At 64.5% G+C, this 11,955-nt stretch carries 11 protein-coding genes; 4 read left to right on the top strand and 7 right to left on the bottom strand.

The window, feature by feature from the left end; genetic code table 11:
* Positions 1-76: 76 nt before the first annotated feature.
* From msrA to ACQR1W_RS14940, 3 genes are all read left to right on the top strand, one after another.
* On the top strand, positions 77-811 hold the full coding sequence (gene msrA / locus ACQR1W_RS14950) for a peptide-methionine (S)-S-oxide reductase MsrA (RefSeq protein ID WP_434851477.1): 735 nt from the start codon (positions 77-79) through the stop codon (positions 809-811).
* 100 nt (positions 812-911) lie between these two features.
* Positions 912-1,337 carry a peptide-methionine (R)-S-oxide reductase MsrB gene (gene msrB / locus ACQR1W_RS14945; RefSeq protein ID WP_434851476.1) on the top strand — a complete coding sequence of 142 codons (426 nt, stop codon included), beginning with the start codon at positions 912-914 and terminating at the stop codon, positions 1,335-1,337.
* A 379-nt stretch (positions 1,338-1,716) separates the two neighbouring features.
* Positions 1,717-2,001, top strand: a complete 285-nt coding sequence (locus ACQR1W_RS14940; protein WP_035981876.1) for a hypothetical protein — start codon at positions 1,717-1,719, stop codon at positions 1,999-2,001.
* 85 nt (positions 2,002-2,086) lie between these two features.
* Here the strand turns inward: ACQR1W_RS14940 and ACQR1W_RS14935 are convergent, their stop codons facing one another.
* The 7 genes from ACQR1W_RS14935 to ACQR1W_RS14905 all read right to left on the bottom strand — a co-directional run bounded on the left by ACQR1W_RS14935 (position 2,087) and on the right by ACQR1W_RS14905 (position 9,697).
* Positions 2,087-2,647, bottom strand: coding sequence for a DUF4112 domain-containing protein (locus ACQR1W_RS14935; RefSeq protein WP_434851475.1), 561 nt, complete (start codon positions 2,645-2,647; stop codon positions 2,087-2,089).
* A 48-nt stretch (positions 2,648-2,695) separates the two neighbouring features.
* Complete coding sequence (locus tag ACQR1W_RS14930) at positions 2,696-3,124, bottom strand: DUF5413 family protein (protein WP_008970035.1); 429 nt, start codon at positions 3,122-3,124, stop codon at positions 2,696-2,698.
* Positions 3,125-3,187: 63 nt separating this feature from the next.
* Entirely contained in the window at positions 3,188-4,855 is a 1,668-nt protein-coding gene (locus ACQR1W_RS14925; RefSeq protein ID WP_434851474.1) for a hypothetical protein, read from the bottom strand.
* Positions 4,856-4,891: 36 nt separating this feature from the next.
* Positions 4,892-6,184, bottom strand: coding sequence for an adenylosuccinate synthase (locus ACQR1W_RS14920; protein ID WP_008969656.1), 1,293 nt, complete (start codon positions 6,182-6,184; stop codon positions 4,892-4,894).
* Between the two features lie 393 nt (positions 6,185-6,577).
* Entirely contained in the window at positions 6,578-7,261 is a 684-nt protein-coding gene (locus tag ACQR1W_RS14915; protein WP_434851473.1) for an ABC transporter ATP-binding protein, read from the bottom strand.
* A complete protein-coding gene (locus ACQR1W_RS14910) occupies positions 7,254-8,480 on the bottom strand; it encodes an ABC transporter permease (protein ID WP_434851472.1) in 1,227 nt (408 codons plus the stop codon). Before ACQR1W_RS14910 ends, ACQR1W_RS14915 begins: the two co-directional genes overlap by 8 nt.
* Complete coding sequence (locus tag ACQR1W_RS14905) at positions 8,477-9,697, bottom strand: efflux RND transporter periplasmic adaptor subunit (protein WP_434851471.1); 1,221 nt, start codon at positions 9,695-9,697, stop codon at positions 8,477-8,479. The genes ACQR1W_RS14910 and ACQR1W_RS14905 overlap by 4 nt, the downstream gene beginning before the upstream one ends.
* A 511-nt stretch (positions 9,698-10,208) precedes the next feature.
* On the opposite strand from ACQR1W_RS14905, the gene ACQR1W_RS14900 reads away from it, so the two are divergent.
* Positions 10,209-11,723, top strand: coding sequence for a DASS family sodium-coupled anion symporter (locus ACQR1W_RS14900; protein WP_434851470.1), 1,515 nt, complete (start codon positions 10,209-10,211; stop codon positions 11,721-11,723).
* The last annotated feature ends 232 nt before the right edge of the window (positions 11,724-11,955 follow it).

The following is an 11,955-nucleotide window of genomic DNA, read 5'->3' as shown; positions in this document are numbered from 1 at the left end:
GAGACGCCGCCGGGACCGCCCGTCCGGCGCCGCACCCGACGCCAGCATTGCCCAAGATATTCCGAAAGGACTCCCCATGCGCCGCAGCCCGCTTGACCGCCTGTTTCCCAAAGCCGCGATCCTCAGCGCTCTCGCAGGGGTCTTGGCCGGAGCCGCCCTGCTCGCCACCTCCGCCTCGCGCGCAGCGGAGGACGCCGTTGTCATTCCCGCACCGGCCATGGACGAGCCCACGGCGGACGGGCTGGAAACCGCGGTTGTTGCCGGCGGCTGCTTCTGGGGCGTGCAGGGCGTGTACCAGCACACCGCCGGCGTCGTGAATGCGGTGTCGGGCTACGCCGGCGGCACCAAAGCGACTGCGGACTATCACACCGTCTCGACCGGCACGACCGGACACGCGGAATCGGTCGAGATCAAGTTCGATCCGAAGAAGATCTCCTACGGCAAGATCCTGCAGATCTTCTTCTCGGTCGTGCACGATCCGACCCAGCTCAACCGCCAGGGCCCCGACACCGGCACACAATATCGCTCCGCGATCTTCGTCACCTCAGAGGCTCAGAAGAAGGTGGCCGAGGCCTATATCGCCCAGCTCGACCAGGCCAAGGCGTTCAAGAGGCCGGTCGTGACCAAGGTCGGCAAGCTCGAGGCCTTCTACCCGGCAGAGGGCTATCATCAGGACTACCTGACGCTGCACCCGAGCCAGCCCTATATTGCCTATAACGACCTGCCGAAGATCGAGAACCTGAAGAAGATCTTCGCCGAGAATTACCTGGACAAGCCGACCCTGGTCAGCGACGCCAAGGCGACGAATTGAGGCGACCAATTGAGGCAGCGACTTAAGGTGACGAATTAAGGCGATCACCTGACGGTGTAACAAGAACGCGGCTGATCAAGCCGCCGGAGGATCAAGACAAATGACCGACACCAAAACGACCGACACCAAGACGAGCGACAAGGTCGTCAAGAGCGAGGCGGAGTGGCGCAAGGAGCTGACGCCGATGCAGTACGCCGTGCTCCGGGAAAAGGCCACCGAGCGCCCCTTCAGCGGTGAATACGAGCATGAGCACCGCGCCGGCACCTATGTCTGCGCCGGCTGCGGCCAGACCTTGTTCGAATCGGATGCCAAGTTCGACTCCGGCTGCGGCTGGCCGAGCTTCACGCAGCCCGCGGTCGAGAGCCATATCGACGAGGAGACGGACCGTAGTCACGGCATGGTCCGCACCGAGGTGCTGTGCTCGAGCTGCAGTGGCCATCTTGGCCACGTGTTTCCGGATGGCCCCGGCCCGACCGGCCTGCGCTATTGCATCAATTCGGCCGCTCTGAAGCTGAAGCCGCGTTGAGGGGCGAATTCTAGCGCCGGGTGGCCTTCGGGGGTCACCTGGTGTGCCTGGGATGAGCGACCCGGCAGAGCGCACGGGAACCACCCTTGCTGCGGTGCAAAATCGCCTTCCGCTCACTCACAAATTGCAGACCGGATAAACCTTTGAATTACAAGGAGATATTTTCTCTTTGGCAGCGGTATTTGAGTTTACGATGTGACCCAGAGGGATTCGCAATTCTGTCAAAAAGGCCTATATTAGCGCGGTAACTGACATGCAGGGCCTGGCCGCCTGGGCGGCTTCATCCGCCCTCCACACCCGCAATCGCTGGCGCCAGCCCGCCAAGCCGTAACAGAAAGCTCGCGTCAGCGCTCCAGCCGACAAGAAGAGGTCTCAGACCATGCGTCCTATGCGTCCGTTCAACTTCAACACGTCTGCCGAACTTTTCCCCGCCGCCATCCGCAAGAAGAAGCGGGCTGGATTTGCCTATCGGCGGTTTGGCACCGCGGCCGAGGCCGTGCGCTTTGCCATGGAGGAGCTGCCGGCCGATTCGCTGAACGGCGCTTATCTGCAGGTCGAGGAGGCCCGCTTCGACCAGAACGGCATCCGCTCGCTCTATGAGAGCGAGGCCTTCCCGCTGCCGCGCCGCGCGGCACCGAAGGCCCAGGATGCCGATGCGGCGTAAGCCTTCAGCACCTTCGATTTCAAACCCTGCCCCGCCTTGTGCGGGGCAGTTTTTTTCTGAAGTCCCTTTTGCCGTTTTGGCGCTGTTACCGCGGCTGGCTGTCCAGCCAGCGCCGCAGGATCCGGGCATTGCGCATGTTGGCGCGGAACAGCACGTCGAATGCGTCGCCCGCTACCGGCACCATGCCGGCCACGCCTTCGACCGCGACATTGGCGAGCATGCGGGTGACGATGTGCCAGGGCGCGCCGAGCGCACGCGCCTCGCGCACCAGCCACAACGACAATGCGGTCGCGATCAGATCGCCGACCACCGGGATCAAGCCGATGATGCCGTCGATGCCGTAGCGGATCTTGGTGCCGGGCAGCATGAAGGCCACGTCAAGCAACTTCGCCACGGCCTCCAGCCGCGCCATCCGCTGCTCGCGCGTGAGATTGCCGAACGGGTTGGCGGTCTGGAAGTCGAAGCGGAAGCCGCCCGCATCCTGGAAGGAGCCCTGGAAGCGTCCCTGGAACGGCCCCTGCGGGATCTCGCGCCCCTCTTGGTCGATGACCGGCCCACGCGCCTCGACCCCGTTGAAGCGCGCATGCGTCGCGCGTCCAGAGGCGCGGCGCGGCGGGCTGATGATGTCGTCTTGCTGCATGCTCATGAGATGGAAACGCGAGAGCGCCGCACAAGTTGCGTCATGCCGTCGCGCCTAGGCGTGCGAAGGCGCCGCCGGCTGCGGTTCCTCAGCGAATTTGTGTACCAGCCACGACGAGATCGTGGCCGGGATGAAGCCCACCAGGCCGTAGAGGATGAACTGCGCGACACCGTAATCCGCGCCATGCGACGAGTAATTGAAAGCTGCGAGCAGGAACGCGATCGCACCGACCAGCAGCATGCGCAGCACCGGCCCGATCCGCCTGACGTGGAATAGGATGTCGTCGATCGCGCACATCATCAGCGCCGGCAGGAAGCCGAACAGGTAGCTGTATTGCAGCGAGATCGCGAAGACCTTGAACAGCTTTGCGACCTCGGCCGCATTGGTCTCGGTCCAATAGCCGGATTGATAGGTGGTGACGAGCAACAGACAGAACCCGCCGAGCGCAGGTCCGATGGCAACGAAGATCAGATAGCGTTTCATGCCTCAGTCCCTCTGCCTTGCCAAACCCCTCGCCAAACCATCCAAGCCGGCTGCTGCAGCCCGCTAGTCACCCCACTGAGCGAATGCATCGTTGAAGGCGCGCTCGCCGGGCGCCCCCTTCTCGATCGCGATGATCGCGCGGCGCTGGTTGCTGTAAACCAGCGGCACATCGAACCAGGAGCGCTCCTTGAGCAGCTGGACGTTGCGGGCGCGGTCGGCATCGACATTGGACAGGCCGACCAGGAAGAAGCCATCGGTGACCTTCACTGCAAGCCCGGCCAGCGGCGTGCCGCGCGCCTGCTCGTTGGATTTCATCAGGATGCCCGGAACGTTGCCGACCCCGCCGCCGGAAAAGTCGGGCGGCAGGATGAAGGTCAGCTCGACCGTGTGGCTCGCCGGCAGCGACGTATCGGTGTTGCGGCGGAACGACATCGTCATCTTGAACTTGCGATCCGGGATCTCGATGTCGGCGCGCACGGCAATATCCGCCTTCTGGGCCCCGGACGCCTTGATCTGCTCGGTGCGCCAGACCACCGAGCCGATATATTGCTTGCCCTTGGGATCGGAGGGATCCTCGTCATACAGCACCACGCGCTGGGCGACCGGCGCGATCTGATCGGAGGAGGACTGCCCGACCCGGTCGGGGATCTTCGGCTTGCTCAGCGGTGCCGCCGTGTCCTTCGGCGCCTCCACTGCGGGCGAGGACCTGAACATGTTGCTCACGGCGGAAACCAGCGGCCTGCCCCACAGAAGGCCGGCGCCGACCAGGATCAGGACGATGCCAACCGCGATCGCGCTCTTGAACGGGAACGTCGCGCCGCTGCCCAGCTTCTTCTTGGCGTCGCGGTCTCGCTCGGCGCCGGCGCGCGGCCGGGCCGACTCCGCCGGCAGGGCATAGCGTCCGGCCTCCTCGGCCGCTTCGTCATAGGAATAGGGCGTTTCGGCTGCCGGGCCACGATCCTCGGCATCCGGCTCGAGCCGTTCCAGGTCTGTGGGCGGCACGTTGGCGTAGGTCTTGCGCGCAGCCCGGTTGGCCTGGGCCGTGGCCTTGCCGAGATCATCCACGTCGGCCGTGATATCGCGGAATCCACGCATTGCTGGCGGCTGGGCGTCGCCATTATTGGCTGCATTGTCCGGACCCCGACGCGGTCCCGCAGCGCGTTCGCGCAACGGCGGCATGCGTGGGACGTCCTGCGATCCTTGTGGTGGCTGCGGTCGCGGAGGTACCCCGGCAGGTGCGCCTGGAGGAGCGCCCTCCGGGCGGGCATTGCGCGGCTGGCGCGTGGGCTCGGGCGCCGGAGCCTCGCCCGGCGCTGCCCGCTCGTTGCGGGGCTGAGGCGGGGCAGCCGGCCGAGGGCGCGGCGGTGCGGGGCTGGCGACGGACTGCTCCGGTGCAGCCTGCGGCGCAGCCGCGGGCGCTGTCGGCGCAGCTTCCGCGCGTGCCCCCGCGCGGCGCAGGGCGTCACCCGGGCGGGGGGGCGTCCCCCCCGCCGCGGCGCGTGTCCCATCGCGGGCGCGCTGCGCGGCTTCGGCTTCGACCTTGCGCACGGCCTCTTCGAGCGACAACCGCTCGCGAGTGATTTCCGATTCGGACAGCGGCGGCTGAACGCCGCGCAATTGCGCGATCAAGGCTGCACGGGCCCGCTCATAGAGCGCACGGCGGCTTTCGCCGCTGGCATTAGGATCCAGTCCGGCGATGGCACGGGCGATCAGCGGGTAGTAGTCGGCCATGTCAACTCAACTTGCGCGCTTCGCTGTCATGTCCCGTCAAGCCTCGAACGGGTTCTGCACCAGGATAGTATCCTCGCGTTCGGGGCTGGTGGAAAGGAGCGCAATCGGACAACCCACCAGTTCCTCAACCCGTCGCACATATTTAATCGCCTGCGCCGGCAGATCCGCCCAGGAGCGCGCGCTTGCAGTCGGCTGTTTCCAGCCTTCGATGGTCTCGTAGATCGGCTCGACCCGGGCCTGCGCCCCTTCGCCGGCGGGCAGATGGTCGATCTCCTTGCCGTCGAGCTTGTAGCCGATGCAGACCTCGATCGAATCGAACCCATCGAGGATGTCGAGTTTGGTCAGCGCCAACCCGTGGATGCCGCAGGTCCGCACCGTCTGGCGCACCAGCACCGCATCGAACCAGCCCGTACGCCGCTTGCGTCCGGTATTGACGCCGAATTCCTTGCCCCTGCGGCCGATCTCCTCGCCGATCTCGTTCGTGAGCTCGGTCGGGAACGGTCCCTGTCCGACGCGCGTCGTGTAGGCCTTACAAATACCGAGCACATAGCCGACGCCACCCGGGCCGATGCCGGTGCCGGTCGCCGCCTGCGCCGCCACCGTGTTCGACGAGGTCACGTAGGGATAGGTGCCGTGATCGACGTCCAGCAGCGCGCCCTGGGCGCCCTCGAACAGAATGCGCTTGCCCTCGCGCCGCTTGGCGTCGAGCAGCCGCCAGACCGTCTCGGCGTAGGGCAGCAGCTCCGGCGCCATTGCGACCAGCCCGCGCAGGATCTCGTTGCCGTCGATCTGGTCGAGCCCGAGGCCCCGGCGCAGCGCATTGTGGTGCGACAGCAGCCGATCGATCTTGTGCGGCAAGGTGCCGAGATCGGCGAGATCCATCAGTCGGATCGCACGGCGGCCGACCTTGTCCTCATAGGCCGGTCCGATGCCGCGACGGGTGGTTCCGATCGCGGTGCCCGTATTCGACGATTCCCGGAGCGCGTCGAGTTCGCGATGCAGCGGCAGGATCAGCGTGACATTCTCGGCGATTCGCAGATTGTCCGGGCTGATGGCGACGCCCTGCGCCTTGAGCTTTGCGACCTCGTCGAGAAAGGCCTGCGGGTCGAACACGACCCCGTTACCGATCACCGACAGCTTGGCCGGCCGCAGCACGCCGGAGGGCAGCAGCGCGAGCTTGTACGTCTCCCCGTTGATAACGAGGGTGTGACCGGCATTATGGCCGCCCTGGAAGCGCACGACGATGTCAGCCTGCTCCGACAGCCAGTCGACGATCTTGCCCTTCCCCTCGTCGCCCCATTGGGCGCCGACGACGACCACATTAGCCATTCCCAGCTCTTCCCTCTGCCAGTATCCCACACAGCACGATCGGCGCGGAAATTAACGGTTCCTAATTCAAGACCCGCCGTGCCCGAACATGCGCCCAGCCGAAATCGCGGCCAGGACCGCTCGCATGCGAGGCGCTCCACCGGATAAAGGAAGCGGCGGGGCTAGGCAAGCAAGAACGGGGCCCTTGGGACGCGCAATGACGCATCCAAGCCTTTGATAAGCCCCAAAAAATCATGCCGCCCCACCCGTCGGGTCGGATCGCGCCGGGGTATCCCGCTTCTTACGGCGGAGGTTTCCCGGGCTGGCCCCAGTCAACACGGCACGGCGGCAAATGTGGGTCGTGGATGTGGGGGCCATCCGGCGGGCGGGCGCAGTGTGGTCACATCCATGGCATCAGGGCTGGATCCGGCCGTCGACCACCTCGATGATGCGGTCGCAGCGGCGCGCCAAATCGAGATTATGAGTGACCAGAAGGAAGCTGGTGCCGCTGTCACGATTGACCTGCCGCATCAGTTCGAAGACCGCGTCGGCGGACTTGGTGTCGAGGTTGCCGGTCGGCTCGTCCGCCAGGACAAGGTCCGGGTTCATCGCCAAAGCCCGCGCCACCGCGACCCGCTGCTGTTGGCCGCCCGACATGTTGGTGGCGAGATTGTTGGCGAACTTCTCCAGGCCCACCTGCTGCAACAGCTGCAGCGCCCGCTGCTCGATGTCAGCGCTTGGGAAGCCACGGTCGACTAGAATCGGCATCATCACGTTTTCCTTGGCCGTGAACGCCGAGATCAGCAGGTGATACTGAAACACGAATCCGATGGTGTGGCCGCGCAGATGAGTGAGCTCGGTGTCGCCGAGGGCCGCGGTGTCCTCGCCCTTGATGGTGAGCCGGCCGGAGCTCGGCCGGTCGAGAAGACCGACGATATTGAGGAGCGTGCTCTTGCCGGAGCCGGAAGGTCCGATCAAGGCGACGAACTCGCCGCGATCGACTTCGAGATCAATGTCGTGGAGCACTTCGGTCTCGGTTGCGAGACCGACGTTGTAGGCCTTGCAGACCTTCTCCAGACGCAGGATTTCTTCAGCCACGGATCGCCACCACCGGATCGAGCTTCGCTGCACGCAACGCCGGCGCGGTTGCCGCCAACAGGCCGGTTATCGTGGCCAACAGCGCAGTCAGCACGAACAGCCGCCGCTCCAGGATCAGTGGAAACAGCTCCGAGCCGTCGGCCTGTCGCGCAACGGCATGCCAATAGATCAGCGCGCCCGCGCCCATCGCCGCGCCGAACAGGGAGCCGACGAAACCGAGCACCCCTCCCTGCAGCAGGAAGACACGCAGGATCTGACCCCGCGAGGTGCCCATCGCACGCAGGATGCCGATCTCCTTCGAACGCTGGATCACCGACACGATCAGCACCGCCGCAATACCGAACGCGACAGACAGCCCCACGAATAGCCGGATCAGCGTGTTGGACGTCTCCTGCGCGCGGACGGCGGTGAAGAATTGCGCGTTGGTCTTGATCCAGCTGTCGGCCCGCACGACGGTTGAAGCCTGGATCCGCTGGGCGATGTCCTCGGCGGCGTAGATATCCTGCACCGTCATGTCGATCGTAGTGACACCGCCGACCATCGCAAGCAGCGATTGCGCCGTACGCAAGGCGGCGTAAGCGGCGCGCTGGTTGACGCCCTTGTTGCCGAGATCGACGAGTCCGGTGATCGTCAACACCCGATTGGCGCCGGAGGCCGCCTGGACGTTGAGCTTGTCACCGACCGAAGCGCCGAGATCCTTCGCAAGCTCGATGCCGATGATGATGTCGTCGCTGGTCAGCCGCGGCTCGCCTGCTGCGATATATTCCGGAATCTTGACGATCTTGAAATAGCTCTCCGGCTCGATGCCGGACAGCGTCACTGCGCGGCTGGCGTCGCCGCGAATCGCGAGCACCGAGCCGGAGATGGTCGGCGACACCGCGGTCACGTCCGGCATCGCCAGCATCTGAGCGCGGATCTTCGGCCACTGGTCGATCGAGATCACGCGCTGGCTCGGCCGCTGCACGACGGCGTCCTCGATTACGCCCTTGTCATTGCGCAGGGGCCGCGCGACCTGATCGGGCGTCAGCAGCTGGATCTGCGGCTGCGAGGTGAGCACGCGCTTGATGAAGTTGGCCTCGAGCCCCGCCAGCATCGCCGACATGAAGACGATCACGGCAACCCCGATCGCGATTCCACCGATGATGAACAGCGTCTGCAGGCGGCCTTCCCGCAGGAAACGCACCGCGGCGATCCATTCGAACGGCAGCCAGCGGTTCACGGCAGCACCGGGCGCAGGCGCTGGCCGGTCAGGATGCCGGAATTGGCCGGGACCGCGATCTCGCCCACCGACAAGCCGTCGACGATCTCGATATGGCTGTTGCCGCGGATCCCGACCTGCACCGGCCGTTTGACTGCGCGGCCATCCTTGACACCGAGCACCCAGGGCTGCCCCGACGTCAGATCGTGCACAGAACGAACAGGAAGGACCAATGCATCGGGCTTCGACGCCACGTCGATGTCGACCGACACGGTCATGTCCTGCCGTAGATAATCCGGCGGGTCCTGCACCGTGAGTTTGACCTGAACAGACGCGCGCGAAATATCGACGCCGGGATTGATATAGCTGACGATGGCGGGAAAGCGCTTATCCGGATAGGCATCCGCGGACGCCAGCGCCTTCTGCCCCAGCGCAAGCTTGCCGAGATTGCGCTCATCGATCTGCAGCACGAGCTGCACGTCACCCGCCGGCGCGAGCACCAGCAGCGCTTTGCCTGGCTGCGCCACCGTGCCGCGCTCTACGTTTCGCGTGATCAGCACGCCGTCGCGCGGCGCGGAAATCGTCGCGTAGCCAAGGCGCGACTGCGCGGTGTCGAGATTGGCGCGCGCCTGGTTCAACTGCGTCTCCGCCATCACGTAGTCGCTGCCGCCGGGGCTTGCGGTATAGACTTGAAATTCCGCGGCACGCTTTTGCGCCCGCGCCACATCGAGCGTCTTCTGGGCGTCGTCGAGGGCCTGGCGGGTCGCATAGCCACCTTCAGCCAGATGGGATGTGCGGTCGTAGGTCTGCTGCGCGTTCAACAGCGTCGCCTGCGCCTGGGTCAGGCTTTCCTTGGCCGATGGCAGGGTCAGCTCGGCGAGCTGGCGCATGCGTGCTTCGGCTTGCGCAACGGCGCCTTGCGCCTGCACCACCGCGGCCTTCAGTTCGCGCGACTCCAGCGAGATCAGAGGCTGGCCCTTGGTGACACGCTCACCCTCCTGCACCAGCACCTCTTCCACGGTGCCGGTGATCTGGCTGCCGATCTCGACCCGGTACGGTGTCTCGACATGACCGCTGGCGACGACCGTCTCGACCAGACTGCCGCGCCTGACCTGGTCGACGACAACAGCAGGGCCGAAGATGACCCGCACGCCCTGCCAGGCACCAAGACCGACAAGCAGCAGAACGGCAAGAATGAACCAGCGGTGCGCTGCGATCGCAGACCACACGGCCGGCATTTCGAGAGTCTTTTTGGACGGAAGGGTGGCCGTTTGTTCAACCATTGCAATCATGACAAACCACGCCTGAAAGCCCAGACGGATTTGTTTCCTCGATCCTGTCAGCTGTTGTCCGACGGCCGGAATACGGCGCGCGCCAACAAAGTTAGTGCGCCGTGGCAACCGGATATTGCGTTAAGTCAATCGCATGGCGATTGCTGATGCCAATCAGAGATGAACATGGAGGGATATCCATGTTCATGAACGGAGCGCACAATGACAAAGGATTCGAAAGAGACTGAGCACCGACTCTGACGTCTGTTCCTACCGGAGAGCCGCCACCTGCTCGGCTGCGGCCTGGAGAGCGAAGGCGAGGCGAGCGAACGGCTCGATCATTACGGCCCTAACAGCGTTGCGCATATGAGGGCGCGACGGTGACACTGAGATGATGGATGCAGCGGATTTGATCCTCCTCAACGCGCAGTCACCCGAGATGAACTGACACTCCACCTCAGCGAACGGGAGTGGAGCCATGACGGCCATCGATGCGACACCCAAGACCATCGGCGCCAAAGTGCCGACAAAGCCAGGATGGCTGCGGAGCAATTGGGGGCTGTTGCTTGCGATTGCTGCGCTGATCGTGGTTGCGTTGCTGCCCACTCCGGAGGGGCTTTCGGTCGCCGGCCATCGGATGCTCGCCATCCTGACATTCGCCGTGATCGTCTGGATGACCGAGGCGCTGGACTATGCGGTGTCGGCGATCGTGATCGCCGCACTGATGGCGTTCCTGCTGGGGCTGGCACCCAATCCGGCCAATCCGAAGCTGCTGTTCGGCACCAGTGCCGGCTTGAGCCTTGCCTTCTCCGGTTTCGCCAACACGGCATTGGCCTTGGTCGCCTCTGCGCTGTTCCTGGCAGCCGCGATGACCGCAACTGGGCTCGACAAGCGCATCGCGCTGGTCATCCTGTCGCGCGTTGGCGGCGAGATCCATCATGTGATCATCGGCGCGATCCTGGTGGGATTCGTGATGGCCTTCCTGGTGCCATCCACCACCGCCCGCGTGGCCTGCCTGGTCCCGATCACGCTCGGCATCATTTCGGCCTTCGGCGTCGATAAGCGTGGCACCTTTGCCGGCATGCTGATGATCACGACGGTGCAGACGGCGAGCATCTGGAATGTCGGCATCAAGACGGCCTCCGCACAGAATATGGTCGCAGTCGGCTTCATCGAGAAGACGTTACAGACCTCGATCACCTGGCTCGAATGGTTCGTCGCAGCCGCGCCGTTCGGTGTGCTGATGTCGGTCGCGCTCTATGTCATCATGACCCGGATGATGCCCGCCGAGGTCAAGGACATTCCGGGCGGGCGCGAGGCCATCGGAAAGGCACTCGCCGAACTCGGACCGATGAAGCTGGCAGAGAAGAAACTGCTGGCGATCTCGCTCGGCCTGCTCGGCTTCTGGTCCACCGAAGGCATCCTGCATAGTCTCGACACCTCCTCGACCACCATTGCCGCGGTCGGGCTGATGTTCCTGCCGGGTATCGGCATCATGACCTGGAAGGAGGCGCAGCCGCGGATTCCCTGGGGCACCGTGGTCCTGTTCGGCATCGGCATCAGCGTCGGCACCGCACTGCTGCAGACAAAGGGCGCCTCCTGGCTCGCCGATCTTGCCGTCACCAGCTTCGGATTGAAGAACGCCAGCGCGCTGTTCATCCTCACCGTCATGACGCTGTTCCTCACCCTGATCCATCTCGGCTTTGCCAGCGCCACAGCGCTGGCGTCCGCCATGATCCCAATCGTGATCGCCGTGTTGCAGAGTGTCGCCACGCCCGGCATCAATGTCGTCGGCATGACCATGCTGTTGCAGTTCGTGGTCTCGTTCGGTTTCATCCTGGTGGTGAACGCACCGCAGAACATGCTGGCCTATGGCACCGAGACCTTCTCGGCGCGCGACTTCGTCCGCACCGGCCTGGTGCTGACGGTGGTGGCGGTCGCGCTGGTGATGCTGCTTGGGCTGACCTATTGGCGCTGGCTCGGCTACGTCTAAGCCGTTGTCACGACCGTCTAAAGCGCGATGAGATTGGGCTGAATCGTCATCGCGCCTTAGGTTGTGGTTTGAGCATGATCTCCGCGCAAACGCGTTCCGCGTTTGTCGCGAGGGAAAACCGCTTCGCCCTTTTCCGGATCATGCTTGAGGCGGGCGTTCGCTGCATAGTTGCGATGCATCTGCCCCCTTGATGGGCATTTGCAATTGGTGTCTTTGATCCGAGCCGGGGAGG

It is taken from the genome of Bradyrhizobium sp. HKCCYLS1011, from assembly GCF_051167795.1.
Lineage (GTDB): Bacteria > Pseudomonadota > Alphaproteobacteria > Rhizobiales > Xanthobacteraceae > Bradyrhizobium.
This window is presented reverse-complemented; position numbering and strand designations above follow the sequence as displayed.

Bases quoted from the DNA above. Each gene is read 5' to 3' on its own strand.
- msrA (WP_434851477.1), top strand. From the start codon at position 77: ATGCGCCGCAGCCCGCTTGACCGCCTGTTTCCCAAAGCCGCGATCCTC.
- msrB (WP_434851476.1), top strand. From the start codon at position 912: ATGACCGACACCAAAACGACCGACACCAAGACGAGCGACAAGGTCGTC.
- ACQR1W_RS14940 (WP_035981876.1), top strand. From the start codon at position 1,717: ATGCGTCCTATGCGTCCGTTCAACTTCAACACGTCTGCCGAACTTTTC.
- ACQR1W_RS14935 (WP_434851475.1), bottom strand. From the start codon at position 2,647: ATGAGCATGCAGCAAGACGACATCATCAGCCCGCCGCGCCGCGCCTCT.
- ACQR1W_RS14930 (WP_008970035.1), bottom strand. From the start codon at position 3,124: ATGAAACGCTATCTGATCTTCGTTGCCATCGGACCTGCGCTCGGCGGG.
- ACQR1W_RS14925 (WP_434851474.1), bottom strand. From the start codon at position 4,855: ATGGCCGACTACTACCCGCTGATCGCCCGTGCCATCGCCGGACTGGAT.
- ACQR1W_RS14920 (WP_008969656.1), bottom strand. From the start codon at position 6,184: ATGGCTAATGTGGTCGTCGTCGGCGCCCAATGGGGCGACGAGGGGAAG.
- ACQR1W_RS14905 (WP_434851471.1), bottom strand. From the start codon at position 9,697: ATGCCGGCCGTGTGGTCTGCGATCGCAGCGCACCGCTGGTTCATTCTT.
- ACQR1W_RS14900 (WP_434851470.1), top strand. From the start codon at position 10,209: ATGACGGCCATCGATGCGACACCCAAGACCATCGGCGCCAAAGTGCCG.